Origin of the sequence: Bifidobacterium sp. SO1, from assembly GCF_018555335.1 — a bacterium.
GTDB classification, from domain to species: Bacteria; Actinomycetota; Actinomycetes; order Actinomycetales; family Bifidobacteriaceae; genus Bifidobacterium; species Bifidobacterium simiiventris.
Genome location: NZ_JAFEJR010000014.1, coordinates 1 through 17,455 on the forward strand (window position 1 = coordinate 1; position 17,455 = coordinate 17,455).

The window sequence follows — 17,455 nt, forward strand, 5'->3', positions numbered from 1 at the left end:
TGTTCATCAGGCGCTTGCTGGTTGCTTGTTTATCTTGGTCGAAAACATCCTACCCAGGAAGCGCTCTTCTCTTACTCCCTCAACGGCTCAACGACGAACCCACACCCACGAAAACAACACAAGCGCCTTATTTGTCATTCGAAGATAACGGTGGCATGACGATATCCACGTTCCAGCTGCCATCATCAGTGGTTACGTCGAATGTTCCGGACATGGATTCGATGACGGTTCGGTATCGATCGAGACCGCTGCCTAGCCCGATCTGAGTCTCGTTGTTTTTTCTCGCGTCGCTTGCCGAGATGATGACGTGCCGTTGATCGAAGGAGATCGTGACGGCGTACCAGGCGTCGGGGTCGGCGTGCTTGGCGATGTTCGCGTAGAGTTCGTTGATCAGCCCCTCGAGGAGGTCGAGGATGTCATCCTCCAGGGGATGATCGAATGTCCCTAGGATGCCGTCGCCTTGGAAACCGAGGCTTTTGAGTCGTCGCTGCTGTGTCTGGATGATGTCTTCGAGTTGTTCCCGTTGCTGTTCGGCTTTCCTGCCGGCCATGTCTTCGTTTGTCTGGCCGACATGGGCGATGCCGTCCGATTCGTCGGCATGTTCGAGTTGCCGTATCACTTGGTGGGTATGGTCGAGCGCGGTTTCGGCGATGGTGCGTAGATCGTCGAGTTGTCGTTGATATTGGCTCCGGTCGCCAGTCAGGTCGTCATGGCTTGCCTGGTCGATGCGCAGGATCATGTAGGCGAGATCGTTGCTGATGGTGTCGTGCAGGTGTCGTGCCGTGCGTTCTCGATCAAGCCGTTGTCTGAGCGCCGCGGTCGCCTGTCGTCGGGCGAGCAGCAGGTTGAGACCGAGCCCCAGTGACAACGGGCATAGGCACATGACGATCATGCCGACGATGTTCGATGCGGTGAGGTTGTTCTGCGTGTTGCTCACGGCGAGGGCGGCGAAGGCGGCCAGCGCGGAAGCGGCGCCGAGGCGGGGTTTGACGAACGAGAGCACCGCGATGGACGTCAGTGCGGCGATCATGATGGTCGTCAATGGCGAGAACAGCCACAGCAATGCGTATCCGGAGACCACAAACAACAGGCAGGAGACCCATGTCGGCGCCACTCCGAGCAAGGCGCACAGGATGGCGACAAGCAGCGATATGCGTATGGTCGACCATGACAGCAGGTTCTGGGATGAGTACACGCCCATCTCGATGGGGATCGCCGCCGCGAGGACCAGTCCCTCCGCCAGTATGGCCGGATGGCGTATGCGGCTCAAAGCAGATCGTATCGAGCGCATATGGCGAGGGCCTCCTTGCGGTCGGCTGCGTGGAGTTTGCGGCATGCCCGGTTGACATAGGTGAAGACGCTTCCCCTGCCCACGTTCAGGAGCGCGGCTATCTCGTCGGTGGACGACCCGTGCGCGTAGAGCCGCAGCACATCCCGCTCCCTGGGGGACAACGACGGCTTGTCGGTTTCCGGCAACTGCGTTCCGGTAGCGCGTTCGTCGTTGAGTCTCCGATGGGCCTCCCGCGCGGTGGGGAATCCGGTGTCGGCAACGGGTTCGCCCTGCGCCGCGCATCGTATGGCCTGCGGAAGCTCCCTGACGATGCGGTCCTTGGCCAGCAGGCATTGCGCGCCCGCCTCGATCGCGTCCTGACGGTACGAAGCAAGGTCATAGGATGTGACGCATACCAGGCCGATTGTCGGGGTGCGCCGGCGGATTCTCATGCAGATGTCCGCGCCGGTGATGCCTCCCAATGCCATGTCGACGATCAGCACGTCGGGTTGCGTGCCGCGTGTCATGCAGCGTTGCAATGCCGACGCCGGTGACGTGGTGCTCCAGATGACATGGAACCGCGGGGAAAGACGGCTTGTCATCATGGCTATGGCGTTGAGGGCGAGCGAATCGTTGTCCAGAACCCCGACGGTTATGGTCCGCGATCCCGATGTGTCTGTCATGGCATCCATCGTATGCGCGTCCCATACCCGTCGCCGTATCGTTGTCATGCGCGCGCATGACAATCCTTTGCTTCCGGGCCGCCGTCTGTGGGCTAATGGTTGGTGACAGTTGTGCAATCGTCCGAAGGAGCATGATGATGAAACCGAGAACACGACACAAGGCCGCCATGCTGATTGCGGCGATGCTGCTGTCCGGCTGCGGGACGACCTCGAACGGCGGCGCCTCGGACAACGGCGGCATGCTGACCTGGCAGCAGGCGAACGAGGAATACAAGGCGACCGTCGAGGACTTTCCTTTTACGCTGATGAACGGCGACGAGTTCCCCGCGAACATGCCCAAGACGCAGTCTTCGTCCTCGTTGTATGCCAAAGGCAGCGGAGAGGGGCAGGCGTACTCCTACTGGCAGTGCTCGGTGGAACGCGACATCCTCGACAACAGCCAGACCAGCCCGGAGACGGCCCGTGAATCCCTCAAACAGCTGCGCAAACTACTGGACACCGACTGGTTCAAGAACTACTACGAGGACAAGGACGGCATAGTCGAGAACGACGTGATCGGCAAGTCCGAGCTCGGCGATTATTCGACCATGCGGGACTTCTACAACACGGACTGCACATGGTACCGTCAGGAGAACGGACTGGCGCAATGAACGTGCCTGCCTTCTCCAAGCGTTTATTGGCGTGCATCGCGGCCGCGGTGATGTGCGTGACCGTGACGGCCTGCTCGTCATCGCAGACGTCATCGTCCGACGCATCCTCCACGGCAGGGCAATCGGTGTCTACGGTCGAGGTGCGCAAGGGCGGCATCACGCCATTGGCCTCATCCTCCACCAGCGTGCAGGTGGCTTCGGTGTTCTCGCTCGCCGCTCCGGCGAAAGGCTGGTTCCATTCCACGGCCGAGCAGGGATCATACGCTCATGCGGGCGACGTGCTGGGCACCATCGGCGACCAGAAGATCACAACCCCGGTCGATGGCGTGATCGAAACAATCGCACAGGACAACGACGTGGCCGCGAACTATCCGCTGTTCTCGATACGATACGGCGGCATGAGCGCCAATGTGGACGCGACCGCGCTGCTGACGACCGTAGGCTCGGACCAGACGCTCACCGGCCGGTTCCAGATCACCGACGCGCAGGGGCCCACGGATTGCGCGGCGGTAGTGGACGACGGCATTGCTATGTCAACCTCATCGGGAGAAGCCGCAGCCGGATCGACGACCGCGCAAGGTGTCGCATCGACGCGCACTATGCAATGCCTGTTCCCAAAGAACGTGCAGGCACGCCCCGGGCAGAACGCCACCGTGGTGCTGACCGCGACCGCAATCGAGGACGCGCTGATCCTGCCCGTCACCGCGGTGGCCGGCAGACTCGGCTCCGGCCAGGTCAGCAGGCGCGACGGCGATTCGTTCACCGCCGTGAACGTGAAGCTGGGTGCGTCGGACGGCACTTCGATCATCATCCTCGACGGTCTCAAGGAAGGCGACGTGGTGTCCTCGACGGCCCCGAACCTTGCTCCCGGAGCGCAATCATGAATGACACGCCACTCATCCGGGTGGATCACCTGAGCGCCGAAGTGCGATTGCCCGATGGCGGCAGGCTCACGACGGTGAACAACGTGAGCGCGTCTTTCGAGCGCGGCACGTCCACCGCCATCGTCGGGAAATCAGGGTCCGGCAAAACCAGCCTCGCCTCCATCATCGGCCTGCTTAACAACGACTACAGCGGGACGCTCTCCTATGATGGACGGGACTGCGCCGCGTGGAGCGACGCCGACCGGTCGCACTTCCGTTGCCGGCATATCGGGTTCGTGTTCCAGAACTACTCCCTCATCCCGCATCTGAGCGCGTGGGAGAACGTGGCCCTCCCGTTGCAGTACCGGGGAGGGACTCCCATGCGGACGATCAGGAGACGGACCGTGCGCATGCTGCATGCCGTCGGACTTGCGGAGCGCGCGGACAGCATGCCGTCGCGCCTGTCGGGAGGCGAACAGCAGCGCGTGGCCATCGCCCGCGCGCTGGCGACCGATCCCGACCTGCTGATCTGTGACGAGCCGACCGGCGCGCTCGACACCGAAACCGGTGATATGGTCGCCGCCATACTGTTCCGACAGGTTCAAGAACTCGGGGTCACACTCATCCTCGTCACGCACGACCCGCAACTCGCCGCCCGATGCGAACGCCGGCTGACAATCGACAGGGGGAAACTCTCATGATCCGCATGATCGTCAAGGACCTGCGCATCAACCCGCTGCGCACCAGCCTCACCGCCCTATCGATGCTCATCGGCATCGTCGCGCTCATCGCCGGCGTCCTCGTCGGCACACTCGGCCGCGACTACCTCGAAGCGGTCAACGCGCGCCTGAGCGGCAGGACACCCACCTACAGCGCCATCATCGACGTGCGGTCACTAGCCGATGCGCGGACCACCACGACCTTGCAGGAACGCCTCGCGACTTTCAGGCCGGGAACCGCATCCGCGCAGTACCATCTCAACGACCTCGCCGTATGGGCATCGTCCGGCGTCAGCATGGAGATACGTCACGTCACCATCGTCGTCACCGACGCCGAACGGATGGGAGTCATGCCTGCACCCATCATCGGCGCATGGCTGACCGGGGCGAACGAACCCGCCACGCTGGAAACCGTGGTCAATGAAAGCGCCCGCCAATACGTGCATGACGGCACCGTGACGCTCGCCCGGACCGGCAACCCGCAGCAGGTGCCGGCACGGGTGGACGGCGTCGTCGCCGACGGGGCGGACGAACCCGTCATCTACATCAACGCGATCACATTGCAACGCTACTGGCCCCAGGCCTGGGCCCCGGATGGTCTGACCATCCTCGTCCACCCCGACGAGGGCGTGGACGACCAACATGCCAAAACCGCGTTGGATGATCTGCTGTCCGACGTCGGCATCGGCAGCGTATCATCATGGAACCGCTCCGACAACGCCGGCGACTACGAGCAGGTCATCGGATTCCTCCAACTCGGCGTCATCGTCACCGCGATACTGCTGCTGGCGGTATCCGCCATCGGCATGATCAACATCGGATTGGCCGGCATCGAGCAACGCTCGCACGAACTGCTCATCCGCCGCGCACTGGGAGCGACCAGAGTCAACATAGCCATACAGGTCATCGGCTCATCCGTGCTGCTCAGCCTCATCATCGCATTCGCGGCGGTGCTCATCTCCATGGCATTGGTCTGGGCGATTCCTTGGATGTTGCCCGCCGACTCGCCACTCGAACCGCCGGCATACCCGTATACGGCGGCGATGGTCGCGGCAGACGCATCCATCGCCACCTCGCTCATCGGCTCCCTCGCCCCGGCCATCAAAGCCATACGACTACAACCCGCACTGGCATTACGCTGACAGCATAATGGAGGGGTTAAGAGTCAAAACATGAGTCTTAACCCGGTTCGAGAACCATGCGGCGCTTTCAGCACGTCAGCCGTGTCTATTCCCAATGCAATGGGTGACGTATACCGTCACCGTAGCGATGCTGCTCGGAAAGAAAGTCAATAAGCTCATTTGAATACGAATCGTCGCCGTTGATCTCATCCGCAAGATAGAATAACGCGATCAACGCCTGCGCGACCGATCGTTGCTCGTAGTTGAAGTCCGGGTAGCGTCGACGCATGTCCCGGGTGACAGGCGGCACGATGACCATCTCGCGGTGCCACAGCCTGCTGTGGTGCGAGCACAGGTTGCGCAGGTAGACCATCGCATGGATGATCTCGGATGCGGTGCGCAGGTTGGTGCGTATGCCGAGCGACCGGTACAGTTCCTTGAGCGCGCTTGTGTCCCGATGCAGGCTGAGCATACGCGATACCGTGTCGAACGGCATGGTCTCCACCGCCGCCCAGATCGGCACCGGCTCGCCCACTTTGCGGTAATGGCGGATGCATACTTCGTTGGACATGTCTATCCATTTGCGGATGTTCGAGACCAGCGAGGTTCGCAGTTCGATGTCTTTGCGGTTGGTGATCGGCTCGTACGAATCGATGTCCGCATACGAGTATGCGCCACCGTTCTGTGCGACGAGATACGCGAAACGTGACCTCACCGTCAACTCGACAAGTGCCGTACCCCGCAGAATCTTGGAGCGTAATTCGCCGTCCAGCCGATACGGTTCAAGAAAATCAGCTGTCGTAACGTCGGACTTGAAGTCGTTGTTCCCGTGCGCCGGATCGTTCTGGAACGCGCGGAAATACCCGGACAGCCGGTAGTAGTTGGAGTCGAACAATATTCGGCGCATCTCGTCGTGATCCGGCACGGTCAGGCCCCGTGACTCCATGAGCTCGATCATCTCATCCAAGTTCTTCGCGGACTTCACCGACACCTCCGGAAATGAAAAGAGCCTCCCGGGTTGCGCACTGTAAGGAGGCGTGGAAGGCTGCTGTTATACTCGAATCTAGCATCCGGTCCCGACCAGTGATTCTTGGCCTTACCGTGCTACGACGGTGCGGGATAATCGCAACGCTGTGTGATTATCCCGGTCAAAATACGACACAGTCCGGTGATGGCATCGAGCTCAAGTTTCATCAACGTCTAAGAAGTGATTGCCGGGTAGTGTCACGGGTTTGGACGGGGAGCATGTCCTAGAACCTCCGCGCTACGTGTGCGACCAATGGCAACATGGCAACGGCCAGCATGAACGTCATCGCCAGGACCGCTCCCGCTGGATAAACGCTGTACGCCCAACCGTATGTGATCTGCCCGAGAGGCTGGGCGCACATGCTCGTGGAGAGCGCGAGCGACATCACCTTGCCGGTCATGTCCTCGGGGCAGCTCATCTGGATCGCCGGCACGGCGATGAGGTTCGCGAGGGTGATGGCGACCATGGTTCCGCAGGTGCTCGCCGTGAGCGTCGCAAGGCGCACTCCATCGCCGGCGGGAAGCGCCATGACGAGCGCCTGGGGCAGGATGGTGAGTGAGAAGGCGGCGATTGTTGTCGGGAATCGTCGCTTGGAAAGCGACTTCGCGGCCCGTCCTCCGACGAGCGCGCCAAGCAGTCCGGATGCTCCCACGAGACCATATGCAAGACCGTACGCCGTGGAGTCGAACCCCAGCACGGTTCGCACCATGTAGGGGAAACCGACTTCCGCGTATCCAGTCACCAGGAAGTTGAGCGCGGCGCAGAGCAGCACCAGATGCAGTACATGGGGGCGCTCGCGAGTGAGGAAACGTCCGGCGCGCACAAGGTCATCGAGGGCCGAGGTGCGCCCATCGTCACCACGTTCGGGAGCGCCGAGTTGGATGAAGCACTCCACGACTGCGGCCGTGCCGAATCCCACGATGGTGATGCCCATCATGGGCATGGCGCCCACTGTCGCGTAGAGTACGCCGCCGAGCACGGCGGGTACGAGCGTGCTCGTCTGGTTCACCACGTTCACCACGGCCATCGCGCGGCGCATCACGTCCTCGCCGTGGGAGCGGAACATCTGCGGCAACGCCGCCTGCACCGTGGGCGTCTCCATGGCATCGAGTACGGCGAGCACCACCTGCATCACGGCAATCGCCGCCAGATTGAATCCGGTAGCTGAGAAAACCGCCGCGCAAATGAGCACTGTTGCGGCGGAGAGCGTGTCGAGTGCCACCATGATGGTTCGGCGGTTCCTGCGATCCGCCACCACGCCGCCGAGGGGCGAGAGCAGGATCGTGGGCAGGATACTCGCCGTGAGGATGGAAGCGAATGCCGCGGCCGAGCCGGTCTCGTCAAGCACCCACATGGACATGGCGAACCGCAACATGAGGTTGGCGAAAAGCGATATGCCGAGACCTGCGACAAGCAGATAGAAGTCGCGTATATGAAGAGGGTCTGCAACTCGGCTGCTTTGCTGCTGAGTCGCGTATTCGGACGTGTCCGTCATTATCGAGTTCCTTTCCTTGGTGTTCATGGACATCCATTCAGACCGACCGTCGGTCTGTTATGGTGATAAAAAATGCGCCACGGCAAAGGACGCACAAACGTCCTTTCACGCGGGCGCCATAATGTGCAAACCGGCGTGCCCGGGTACGGCCTATGCGGACGCCGCTTCCCCCTCTGGCAACAGGGCCGTGAGGCCCTTGACCGCTCGTAGGGTGAGCGTCTCGTCGAATACCGGTACGCCGATGGCGTCGAGCATCGTGGCGAGGCAGCGGATGCGCCGTTCCATGTCGGTACGGTCGGCGGGATAAAAGCAGGGCATGAGCCAGTAGTTGCCGAGGAGTGAGAGCAGTTGCGCCGCTTCCTCGGGATATGCCGTGGGAATCGAACCGTCCTGCACACCCATATCGATGAGCGAGCGGAAGGACTCCGGCAGTCTCGTTGACCAGAAGCGCATATTCGCGGTAAAGAACGCGGGATCCTTGAGCAGCGCGAGCTGGGATCGAACGAGATCCAAGTGATCGGGGGCGTCCACGGCGGAAACGATGAGTGCGCGCAACTTCTCCAATGCGCTCATGTCATCACGCTCGATGAGTTTGTCGAGGAGACGTGCGGTGACGGCCCACTCGTCGGCGTTCAGCTGGTCGAGAATCGCCTCCTTCGATTTGAAATGGTGATAGAGCCCGCCCTTGGAAAGACCCAGATCGTTCAGGATGTCCTGGATGGATGTCTTCTCGTAGCCCTTCTTGGCGAAGAGCCTTCGTGCGGAATCGAGGATTCGCCGTTCGGTGTCCTCGTGGTGCGTATGGTGCGCCATGACTTCCTCCTTTCCTTTCGCTTTCCCAGAGCATACAGACCGTCGGTCGGTCTGTCAAATGGTCGAATAGACTATCACGCGCTGTGCTTGAATATTCACAACATTGCGGGATGAAAAAAGACCGACAAACATCGAGCTTCAATTCAATGTGTCTGAGGACAGATACATGACTTTTGGAATGACGATTTCACTGTCTGAATGACTATCCGTCGACTGCGCAAGTGTGAGGGAGTGGACGGCTGTCGCGGTACGGCAAGTCAGTTGAGTCCAAACTCAACATTTCCAAGAAGTGATCGTCGAGTAGCGCCGCGCACCCCGAGTGGGTAAGAAACGGCGGCGCGTCACTGCCTTCCGTGGGGATGGGGTTTCCATTGTGTACGTCCACGCGGTTTTCCGATACTCACCTCGTCGTTGTGCGGGATATCAGCGCGACGATTCCTAGGGTGATGAGAATGACCGCGGCGGCCGAGGCGAAACTGCCGGTCATCGCGGATTCGTAGGCGCGGGAGGCGATCTGTCGTATCAGGTTTCCTGTCGTGTCCGCAAATTCAGTCGCCTGCTGGAAATCCAGCATCACGGAACCGGCCGATTGCGCGTTCAGCCCGGCTGGCTGTGCGAGATCGTGGAATTTCTCCGCATACAGTCCGCTCTGTATGCTGCCGAAGATGCCCACGCCGATGATGGATCCGAACTGACGGAACACGGTCAGCAGGCTGGAGCCGGCGCCGGATCGCTCGACCGGCACCCGGCCCATGGCCCATGTCAGCATTGCTGGCTGGCCCGCTCCCAATCCGAGACCGGCCATGATCTGGCCCATCAGCATCGTCGTCTGCTGTAGCGCCCCGTCTGGCCATCTCATGGCAACGCCGATCGTCAGCATGCCGGCGGCCAGGCATCCCAAGGACAGCAGGCTTGTGCCGCGCGAGCCGATCCGGGAGACGATCCAGTCGTTCATCCGCGACCCCGCGATGGATGCGACGACCAACGGCATCAGCAGCATGCCGCCGATCAGCGCGCCGTGACGCAGCACCGTCTCCAAGTAAGCGGGCATGATGAAGATGATGCCGTACATCGAGAAGTTCAGCATCATCAACGCCGGGGCGCAGGCCGCGAACGACGGGTCCTTCATCAGGTCGAGTTCCATCAGCGGATTATGAGAGGCGCGGTCATGCAGCACGAATCCCGCGATCAACACAACGCCGACCGTCATCGGAATCCAAGCGTTTGCGGACAGGATACCGTGCTGTGCATTGACCAGACCGGTCGAAAACAGGGTGAATCCGGCGAACATCATCGCGACCGACATCCACGGCATACGCAGCGACCGGGATTCGTGCGATGCGTTCGTCCGCGGAACGTACATGCGGATAACCGCGATCACGACGAGAAACACCACGCCATCGAACCCGAAGATGCCGCGCCAGCCCATTGCGGCGGTAAGCGCTCCGCCGACGAGCGGACCGAACGGAACGCCCAGCGTGCCGGCTATCGCCCATGCGGTCATGGCGCGGGACAATTCGGAACTCCGGAACAGGATGCCGAGCAGCGCCTGCCCCATCGGAATGACCACGCCCGCGCCGGCGCCCATGATCGACCGCGAGACGAGCAGTGCCGGTACGTTCCCGGCCATGAAGCCGATTGCGGATGCGACGACGAACATGCTCAATCCGGCAAGCATGGTTCGTAGATGGCCGATCCTATCGCCGAGGAATCCGGCCAGCAGCACCACGGCCGCGAATACGAGATTGTAGCTGGACACGATCCACTGTTGTTCCGCCATGCCCGCGCCGAGCGATTCGGCGATGTCCGGCAGCGCCACGTTGAACGCCGTGGTGTTGATCATCATCACCAGCTCGGCCGCGCACAAGCAAATCAGGGAGCGTCTCGTATCCTTTCCTCGTGCGTTTTCCATCATCCAACCTCTTTAAGATACGAATAAGTTTCTTATATGCAGCATCTGATTATAGGCAACCGTAAGTAAGAAACGCCATGGTATCTTATAGAGGAGAGTGAGCGATCGCTGACGGCGGTGCGCCATGCCGCGTATGGAGATGAGTACATGGAAGAGAATATCGCGCCGAAGCGGACGCGCCGGCGAGGCGAAGCCCTGGAAACGGCCATTCTGGATGCCGCGTGGGAACAACTGTCCACGTGCGGCGCCGAAGAGTTCACCTTCGACAATGTGGCCGCCAGGGCGCATACCAGCAAACCGGTGCTCTACCGACGATGGGCGAACCGCACGGACCTGTTCGTGGCCGCCGTAAGATGGCACCGCGGACGCGCCGCCCTCGAACAGCCGGACACCGGCACGCTCAGAGGCGACGTCATCTCCATTCTCCTGCAGCTCAACCGCAAACAGTCCGACGCGGTGATGGTGCTCGCCAAATTCGGCGTCTACGCCGACTGGCTGGGAGTGAGTGCACACGAACTGTATGAACGTACGATGATGAGTGACCGACCCAGCATCATGATGGCCATCGATGCGGCGCGGGAGCGAGGGGGCATTACCTGCGAACTGCCGGAATCGCTTCTGCGCATGCCGGGGGAGCTCGGTCGCGCGATCATCCTGCGCGACATGCGTCCCCTGTCCGAAGCGGACATCGTCGCCACCGTCGACGAGCTGTTCCTCCCGCTCGTCGACTATTACGAGCGCCGGGCGAGGGCCGGCGCCGGCGGGGGTGCGCCGACGGATACAGCGAGGTGAGGTTGGGCCGCGACACGCAGGAAGGTTAACGATAATCCGCAAAGGGGAGTATCGTGGCTGCCGTTTTCATCGACGACGATCATCCTTGGCGGATGATCCCATGACGGAAAAGAGAGGAACCGAAATGACGTCGATCAGCATGCCACAGCAAAGCCAGACCGGCCGTAAGCAAACGGCCGTGCATAATACCCCGACTCCGCAACCCGGCGGCTCCAGCGTATCCAACGAGCAGCAGCCGAAACTGCCGTATCTCCTATGCGCAGGCCTGTTCTTTGGGCCACTGACCTGGATGGGGCCGGTGGGTGCCGGCCGCAACATCCTCACCCCGCAGATCTTCAGCAATCTCGACCCGGCCGGCAAGGTCGCGGCCGTCGCCCTGATGTCGTCGTTCGTGTCGCTCGCCGGCCTGATCGCCAACTTCGTGTTCGGCGCGCTCTCCGACGTCACCCGCACCCGCTGGGGCAAGCGCAAGCCGTACATCGTCGGCGGCCTGATCATCCAGGCGCTCATGTTCGTCGTCATCGCCAACGTGATCTCGATCGGCGCGATCATCGCCGGCTGGGTCGTCGTCGCGGTCGCGGAGAACGCCATCGCCGCGGCGATGGTCGCCCAGCAGTCCGACCGCATCGCGCCGCGCTGGCGCGGCACCGCATCCATGTGCTGGGGTGTCGGCTGGACCTGCTGCCAGATCATCACCATCATCGCCTCGCAGTTCCTCGGCAACCCGCAGGCAGGCATGTACCTGCTCGCCGGCATTTCGCTCGTGCTCGGACTCGTCCACGTGCTGCTCATGAACGAGCAGTCCAACCTTGACGAACCGCGCGTCCGCTTCGACGCCGGCAGCCTGCTCAGCCACTTCTTCCTGCCCGTCCACGGCGCGCGCGACTACTACCTCGCGCTCGGCGGCAAGCTGCTCATGGTCGTCGGCGGCACCTGCGTGAGCCTGTACCAGCTGTACATTTTCACCGACTACATCCACCTGAGCGTCGACGCCACCAAGATCGCGGTCGCCACCATGACCTCCATCTCCATGTTCACCGGCATCATCTTCGGCGTCATCGCCGGCCCGCTCGCCGACAAGTTCGGTCGGCTCAAGGCCCCGGTCGCGATCTCCGTCATCTTCATCGGCATCGCCGCGATCTTCCCGTTCATCTGGCCGCAGGCGTGGGCCATGTACGCGTTCGGCGTGATCACCGGCGTGGCGAACGGCGTCTACAACTCCATCGACGGCGCCCTCAACCTCGCCGTGCTGCCGAACAAGGACACTGCGGGCAAGGATCTCGGCATCATCAATTTCGCGAACACGCTTTCGCAGATCATCGGCACCGCGATCGCCGGCGGCATCATCACGCTGTTCGGCACCTACCGCGCCGTGTTCCCGGCGTCGTTCGTGATCTCGCTGCTGGGCGCGTGCCTGTTCTTCTGCATCCGGAAGGTCAAGTAGGCGTAAAACCTGCACGTGTGACGGCTGGCCGCGGCGAAGCGATCGAGTTTCGCCGCGGCCTTTTCGTTGCATACCGGCTGTATGCGTCCGTTCGGGCGCAAACGAAATGCGGCGTCATCCACCTGTGTCGTGGCATAATCGGCTGCATGCGTATCGTATTGCAACGAGTCTCACAGGCCGGCGTCGATGTATTGAACGAGCTGGGAACGGTCGATCCCACGTTCGAGCCGCAGCAGATCGGCCCTGGCTACATGCTATTGGTCGGTGTGTCCGACGCGGACGGCGAGCCGGAAGTCGCGTGGCTCGCGCACAAGATCCTCAACCTGCGCGTGTTCGAGGATGAGCAAGGCAAGATGAACCGATCCATCCAGGACGTCGGCGGAGAGATCCTGTCGATCTCGCAGTTCACGTTGTTCGCCGACGTGCACAAGGGCAACCGTCCGAGTTTCGTGAAGGCCGGCGAGCCGGTTCATGCCGAGCTGGTCTGGCGCGATTTCAACGACGCGCTGCGTTCCGGGGGAGTGCCGGTGCGCGAGGGGCGGTTCGGCGCGCATATGCGTGTCGGCTTGGTCAATGACGGTCCGGTGACGATCGTGATCGACACTGATGTCGATATGCCGCACAAGGCGTAGGGCCGTTGGGTGACGCCGGACGACATGCCATAGAACATTTGTTCGATCTGTTTGATACAGTGATGGAACGATTCTCGAAAGGTTGGTGATCGCCATGAGTGACGACAACAAGACGCAGGACAAGCAGGCGACGGGGGAGAGCGCAACGGCACCGGCGACGCAACGTGACGGCAAGAAACTGCCGGAACCGTATGAGAAGACCACCCGGCACGCGATCGTGATCGACGGCGAACACCTGACCTATACGGCCACCGTAGGCACCATCAACATCGACACTGCCAAGGTCAAGCCGGCCGCAAGCATCTTCTTCACCGCATTCAACCTCATCGACGGCGACGGCAACGTGGATACGGACCGTCCGGTCACGTTCATCTTCAACGGAGGCCCCGGCTCGTCCACCACATTCCTGCTCATGGGCTCCATCGCGCCCAAGCGCATCGACGTGCCGGATGCGGCCCCGGTGCCGGCGGCCCCATACCACCTGACCGACAATGCGCATACGCTGCTGCCCGCATCCGACCTCGTGTTCATCGACGCGGCCGGTGCCGGCTTCTCCGAGATCCTCGACGCCGCCAAGGCCGAGTTGTGGTCGGTGGACGGCGATGTGGCGGGATTCAGCGCGTTCATCCGCGCATACCTGTCCAAATACCACCGTTGGAACTCGCCCAAGTACGTGCTCGGCGAATCCTACGGCACCACGCGCGGCGCGGCGTTGACCTATCGTCTGCAACAGGATGGCGTGGCACTCAACGGCGTCGTGCTCATCTCCAACATCCTCGACTACGCGTTCACGCTCGACACGTCCGACCAGTTCTACATCGGCTACTTCCCGACCTTCGCATCCGTGGCGAAATACCACGGGCGTGCGGCATCCGATACCGAGATAGCCGATCACCTCCAAGCCGCACGCGCATTCGCGAACGGGCCGTTGCGCCTCGCGCTCGCGGCCGGATCATCGCTTGATGATGACACCAAGCACAAGGTCGCCGCACGCTATGCCGAACTGACGGGCCTGAGCGAACAGTATGTCTATGATTCCGACCTGCGCGTGGTCGACATGCGATTCCGCAAGGCGCTGCTGCGAGATGAAGACAGGATCGTCGGACGTTACGACGGCCGTGTCGCCGGCTACGATCTTGACCGCATGAACGACGAGGAGACGTTCGTGGTGGACGATGCCTTCCTTGACCCGGCATACTCCAGCCTGTGCAACGCGTACCTGCGCGACGAACTTGGATGGGACCGCGTCCCGGAGCGTCGAGGCTTCGCCGACTTCGACTGGAGCGCCACCGAACCCGGTAAGGGATGGACATGGTGGCATGAGCAGCCGGACATGACAAAGTCCGCATGGGGCGCAAAGATCCCGTTCCCGAACGTCGTGCCCGATCTGGCCGCGGCGATCGCCCACCAGCCGACGCTCAAGGTGTTGATCGGCAACGGCATCTACGACCTGTGCACGCCATTCTTCCAGACCGAATACGACATCGATCATCTGGGGCTTCCAAAGCCGTTGCGCTCCAACGTGGCGTTCACCTACTATCCGGCCGGGCACATGCTGTACTCGTCCGAGAAGAGCCTCGCCAAATTCACAGCCGATCTCAAGCGGTTCTACAGTGCGGACGCGTCCGACCTGCCTACGCTGAACGAGCGTCCCGCATTGCCGGGTGCCGAGACCGACCTGTAATGACCGCGTGAGCGGGATGGGCCGTCGGAACGTCCATCCCGCCATTGTTGAAAGGACATGCCGATGACAGCAGTCGCAGACTGGTCCAACATCGACCTGAGCAATATCAATCTCTCCAACCTTGACCTGTCGTTCGTCGACCGCATCGTATTGTGGTATGGCACGTTGCCGTCCGCCGTGCAGACGCTGATCACCGTGGCGGTCGGCGCGGCCATCGCCTATGTCGTGTTCAAAATCGTCGTCAAGCTCATCAAAGGCATCATCACGTCGGTCATTGCCGCGGTGCTCGCATTCCTGTTGACGACGGTTCCCGGCAATCTGCTGCTGGCACAGGCGTTCGACCGTGTCGAGCAGCAGATCTCCACCAGTGTGAACAAATAGGATCCATATTTCGCCATGATTATCCGAACGTGACACGTGTGAACGGGTCATGTGGATAATCGGAAAGGTTCTGACATGGATGTTACGCATGCGTTGACGCATATCAGCGCGAATGGCACGGAACCGGTGTTCCTGCTGTTGCACGGCTGGGGCTCCAACGAGCATGACCTGCCGAGCCTGCTTGCCTACTGCGCGCAAGGCGCCGACTACGCCTCGCTGCGTGCCCCGATCGCATACGGCATGGGCTATACATGGTTCGGCACATGGGACTACGACGGCGTGCCGACCGGTGCGTCATTGGACGATCAGGCGAAAACCGCAGGCGAGGCGATCGACCGCTGGGTGGCGGCGAACATCGCCGACGACCGCAGCATCGTGGTCATGGGTTTCTCACAAGGTGGTCTGCTTGCCGGAGAAATGCTGCGGCTCAATCCGCAACGGTATGCGGCAGCGGTCAGCTTCTCCGGATTCCTCGCCCATGCGCCGCTTGCGGGAGACGATGAACTGGCTCGGCTCAAGCCTGCGATGTTCTATGGCCGTGGCTCGGCGGATGACATCTTTCCCCCAAGTGAGATCCAGGCCATGTCCGATTTCTACTCGGCGCATACCACACTTACCGAGCGAGTGTATCCGGGCATGACACACAGCATCTGCATGGAGGAGATGCGTGACGTCGCCACGTTCCTGACCGACAACAAGTTGGTGCGGCCTCGCATCTGGTAGATGTGCATCCGCATGATGACGGTGCCATGCGGATACGGCGTCGGCGATATAGTGGGAATCATCGTTACCGCAGGGGATCGGAGCAGCAGATGACGATGCAGACAACGCAGACGATGGACGGTGACATGCTGGTATCGGTGATCGTGCCTGTATACAAGGTCGAGCGATATCTGGACGAATGCGTGGCCGGCATCGTCGCGCAAACCTACCACAATCTCGAGATCCTGCTCATCGACGACGGTTCGCCGGATAATTGCCCGGCCATGTGCGATGCATGGGCCTCGAAGGATAACCGCATCCGAGTCATTCACAAACCCAACGGTGGATTGTCCGACGCCCGCAACGCCGGCCTTGAACAGTCCACCGGCGACTGCATCTACTTCGTGGACTCGGATGATACCGTCGCGCCAAACCTTGTGGAACGGGCAGTGGCAACCATGCGTGAATACGACGCCGATCTGGTCATGTTCCAATTCGACACGATCTCCGAGAACGACGTGCCGCTGGTATCGGACTACAAGCACAACGACTTCGACACCGTGATGGTCATGACCCCGGAGGAAGGCATCAAGGCGCAGGTCAAGGCAGAGATCGACGGGTACTTCTGGTCGTTCCTCGCTGCGGCGTCCATCTACAAGGATCACGGGTTCTCCTTCCCGGTAGGACGCAAGATCGAAGACATGGCACGCATCTGCAACGTCATCGGAGAGTCGCATCGCATCGTGCGCATTCCCGAAGTGCTCTATCATTACCGGCTTCGCAAGGGATCGATCACCAGCGGATGGAACACGCAGCTCATCAGGGACTGGATGAAGGCCGCCGACGACCGAGAGGACTACATCCTCGCCCGATACCCGGAACTCAAAGGGTTCATGCGGCTGCAGCAGCTGACGTTCTTCGCGAACCTCGACTACGAGACGATCCGGCAGAGCCTCACCGCAAGCCTTAACATCGATCCCGAGGACGCCAACGAACTGCGCCGCCGCATCGAAAGGCTGCGCAAGGATGCGGCCGATCACGGCGACGAGGTGCCAGAATCCACCAACTCGCTGCTGGACGTGCTCAAGGATTCCGTGGACGATGCCGTCGACGACTTCAAAGACAACTTCAAGGAGATGCGCGACGACTGGATACGCATCAGCCGCAGTTGGAAGGAATACATGCACGACAAGGAAACAGACCGGGACTAGTACTTTGTCGTGCTTTATGTGACGCTTCCTCAGTCGGCTCCGCTAACGTCAGGTTG

At 61.2% G+C, this 17,455-nt stretch carries 17 protein-coding genes; 11 read left to right on the forward strand and 6 right to left on the reverse strand.

What is annotated here, in order from left to right; all coding sequences use genetic code 11:
- Positions 1 to 127: 127 nt before the first annotated feature.
- Positions 128 to 1,291: a histidine kinase gene (locus JS541_RS10650; RefSeq protein ID WP_236036871.1), complete on the reverse strand. Its 1,164-nt coding sequence runs from the start codon at positions 1,289 to 1,291 to the stop codon at positions 128 to 130.
- Entirely contained in the window at positions 1,267 to 1,953 is a 687-nt protein-coding gene (locus JS541_RS10655) for a response regulator transcription factor (RefSeq protein ID WP_236036870.1), read from the reverse strand. The genes JS541_RS10650 and JS541_RS10655 overlap by 25 nt, the downstream gene beginning before the upstream one ends.
- A gap of 134 nt (positions 1,954 to 2,087) precedes the next feature.
- On the opposite strand from JS541_RS10655, the gene JS541_RS10660 reads away from it, so the two are divergent.
- From JS541_RS10660 to JS541_RS10675, 4 genes are read left to right on the forward strand one after another with little or no spacing between them, the layout of a single operon-like run.
- Positions 2,088 to 2,603 carry a hypothetical protein gene (locus tag JS541_RS10660; protein ID WP_214374490.1) on the forward strand — a complete coding sequence of 172 codons (516 nt, stop codon included), beginning with the start codon at positions 2,088 to 2,090 and terminating at the stop codon, positions 2,601 to 2,603.
- Entirely contained in the window at positions 2,600 to 3,487 is an 888-nt protein-coding gene (locus JS541_RS10665) for a hypothetical protein (protein WP_214374491.1), read from the forward strand. The genes JS541_RS10660 and JS541_RS10665 overlap by 4 nt, the downstream gene beginning before the upstream one ends.
- Positions 3,484 to 4,167: an ABC transporter ATP-binding protein gene (locus JS541_RS10670; RefSeq protein ID WP_214374492.1), complete on the forward strand. Its 684-nt coding sequence runs from the start codon at positions 3,484 to 3,486 to the stop codon at positions 4,165 to 4,167. The genes JS541_RS10665 and JS541_RS10670 overlap by 4 nt, the downstream gene beginning before the upstream one ends.
- Positions 4,164 to 5,327 (forward strand): ABC transporter permease, encoded by a 1,164-nt coding sequence (locus tag JS541_RS10675; protein ID WP_214374493.1) that lies wholly within the window; start codon positions 4,164 to 4,166, stop codon positions 5,325 to 5,327. Before JS541_RS10670 ends, JS541_RS10675 begins: the two co-directional genes overlap by 4 nt.
- Positions 5,328 to 5,412: 85 nt before the next feature.
- Here the strand turns inward: JS541_RS10675 and JS541_RS10680 are convergent, their stop codons facing one another.
- The 4 genes from JS541_RS10680 to JS541_RS10695 form a co-directional block, all read right to left on the reverse strand.
- The gene (locus JS541_RS10680; protein WP_338023600.1) at positions 5,413 to 6,291 is read right to left on the reverse strand and encodes an Abi family protein; all 879 of its coding nucleotides are present in this window, start codon (positions 6,289 to 6,291) and stop codon (positions 5,413 to 5,415) included.
- Positions 6,292 to 6,556: 265 nt separating this feature from the next.
- Complete coding sequence (locus JS541_RS10685) at positions 6,557 to 7,828, reverse strand: MFS transporter (RefSeq protein WP_214374494.1); 1,272 nt, start codon at positions 7,826 to 7,828, stop codon at positions 6,557 to 6,559.
- Between the two features lie 150 nt (positions 7,829 to 7,978).
- A complete protein-coding gene (locus JS541_RS10690) occupies positions 7,979 to 8,641 on the reverse strand; it encodes a TetR/AcrR family transcriptional regulator (RefSeq protein WP_214374495.1) in 663 nt (220 codons plus the stop codon).
- 400 nt (positions 8,642 to 9,041) lie between these two features.
- Entirely contained in the window at positions 9,042 to 10,556 is a 1,515-nt protein-coding gene (locus JS541_RS10695) for an MFS transporter (RefSeq protein ID WP_214374496.1), read from the reverse strand.
- Between the two features lie 144 nt (positions 10,557 to 10,700).
- Here JS541_RS10695 and JS541_RS10700 point away from each other — a divergent pair, with 144 nt between their 5' ends.
- The 7 genes from JS541_RS10700 (at position 10,701) to JS541_RS10730 (ending at position 17,399) form a co-directional block, all read left to right on the forward strand.
- Positions 10,701 to 11,345, forward strand: a complete 645-nt coding sequence (locus tag JS541_RS10700) for a TetR/AcrR family transcriptional regulator (protein WP_214374497.1) — start codon at positions 10,701 to 10,703, stop codon at positions 11,343 to 11,345.
- Positions 11,346 to 11,469: 124 nt separating this feature from the next.
- Positions 11,470 to 12,789, forward strand: a complete 1,320-nt coding sequence (locus JS541_RS10705; protein ID WP_214374498.1) for an MFS transporter — start codon at positions 11,470 to 11,472, stop codon at positions 12,787 to 12,789.
- 146 nt (positions 12,790 to 12,935) lie between these two features.
- On the forward strand, positions 12,936 to 13,421 hold the full coding sequence (gene dtd, locus JS541_RS10710; RefSeq protein ID WP_214374499.1) for a D-aminoacyl-tRNA deacylase: 486 nt from the start codon (positions 12,936 to 12,938) through the stop codon (positions 13,419 to 13,421).
- 94 nt (positions 13,422 to 13,515) lie between these two features.
- A complete protein-coding gene (locus JS541_RS10715) occupies positions 13,516 to 15,105 on the forward strand; it encodes a carboxypeptidase (RefSeq protein ID WP_214374500.1) in 1,590 nt (529 codons plus the stop codon).
- Positions 15,106 to 15,168: 63 nt separating this feature from the next.
- Positions 15,169 to 15,486, forward strand: coding sequence for a hypothetical protein (locus tag JS541_RS10720; RefSeq protein ID WP_236036868.1), 318 nt, complete (start codon positions 15,169 to 15,171; stop codon positions 15,484 to 15,486).
- 75 nt (positions 15,487 to 15,561) lie between these two features.
- Complete coding sequence (locus JS541_RS10725) at positions 15,562 to 16,209, forward strand: alpha/beta fold hydrolase (RefSeq protein ID WP_214374502.1); 648 nt, start codon at positions 15,562 to 15,564, stop codon at positions 16,207 to 16,209.
- Positions 16,210 to 16,322: 113 nt separating this feature from the next.
- Positions 16,323 to 17,399 (forward strand): glycosyltransferase family 2 protein, encoded by a 1,077-nt coding sequence (locus tag JS541_RS10730; RefSeq protein WP_214374551.1) that lies wholly within the window; start codon positions 16,323 to 16,325, stop codon positions 17,397 to 17,399.
- Positions 17,400 to 17,455: the final 56 nt, after the last annotated feature.

Coding starts and splice junctions, on each gene's coding strand:
- JS541_RS10665 (WP_214374491.1), top strand. CDS start 2,600: ATGAACGTGCCTGCCTTCTCCAAGCGTTTATTGGCGTGCATCGCGGCC.
- JS541_RS10715 (WP_214374500.1), top strand. CDS start 13,516: ATGAGTGACGACAACAAGACGCAGGACAAGCAGGCGACGGGGGAGAGC.
- JS541_RS10725 (WP_214374502.1), top strand. CDS start 15,562: ATGGATGTTACGCATGCGTTGACGCATATCAGCGCGAATGGCACGGAA.
- JS541_RS10720 (WP_236036868.1), top strand. CDS start 15,169: ATGACAGCAGTCGCAGACTGGTCCAACATCGACCTGAGCAATATCAAT.
- JS541_RS10685 (WP_214374494.1), bottom strand. CDS start 7,828: ATGACGGACACGTCCGAATACGCGACTCAGCAGCAAAGCAGCCGAGTT.
- JS541_RS10660 (WP_214374490.1), top strand. CDS start 2,088: ATGATGAAACCGAGAACACGACACAAGGCCGCCATGCTGATTGCGGCG.
- JS541_RS10655 (WP_236036870.1), bottom strand. CDS start 1,953: ATGACAGACACATCGGGATCGCGGACCATAACCGTCGGGGTTCTGGAC.
- dtd (WP_214374499.1), top strand. CDS start 12,936: ATGCGTATCGTATTGCAACGAGTCTCACAGGCCGGCGTCGATGTATTG.
- JS541_RS10695 (WP_214374496.1), bottom strand. CDS start 10,556: ATGATGGAAAACGCACGAGGAAAGGATACGAGACGCTCCCTGATTTGC.
- JS541_RS10650 (WP_236036871.1), bottom strand. CDS start 1,291: ATGCGCTCGATACGATCTGCTTTGAGCCGCATACGCCATCCGGCCATA.
- JS541_RS10730 (WP_214374551.1), top strand. CDS start 16,323: ATGGACGGTGACATGCTGGTATCGGTGATCGTGCCTGTATACAAGGTC.
- JS541_RS10675 (WP_214374493.1), top strand. CDS start 4,164: ATGATCCGCATGATCGTCAAGGACCTGCGCATCAACCCGCTGCGCACC.
- JS541_RS10670 (WP_214374492.1), top strand. CDS start 3,484: ATGAATGACACGCCACTCATCCGGGTGGATCACCTGAGCGCCGAAGTG.
- JS541_RS10690 (WP_214374495.1), bottom strand. CDS start 8,641: ATGGCGCACCATACGCACCACGAGGACACCGAACGGCGAATCCTCGAT.
- JS541_RS10705 (WP_214374498.1), top strand. CDS start 11,470: ATGACGTCGATCAGCATGCCACAGCAAAGCCAGACCGGCCGTAAGCAA.
- JS541_RS10700 (WP_214374497.1), top strand. CDS start 10,701: ATGGAAGAGAATATCGCGCCGAAGCGGACGCGCCGGCGAGGCGAAGCC.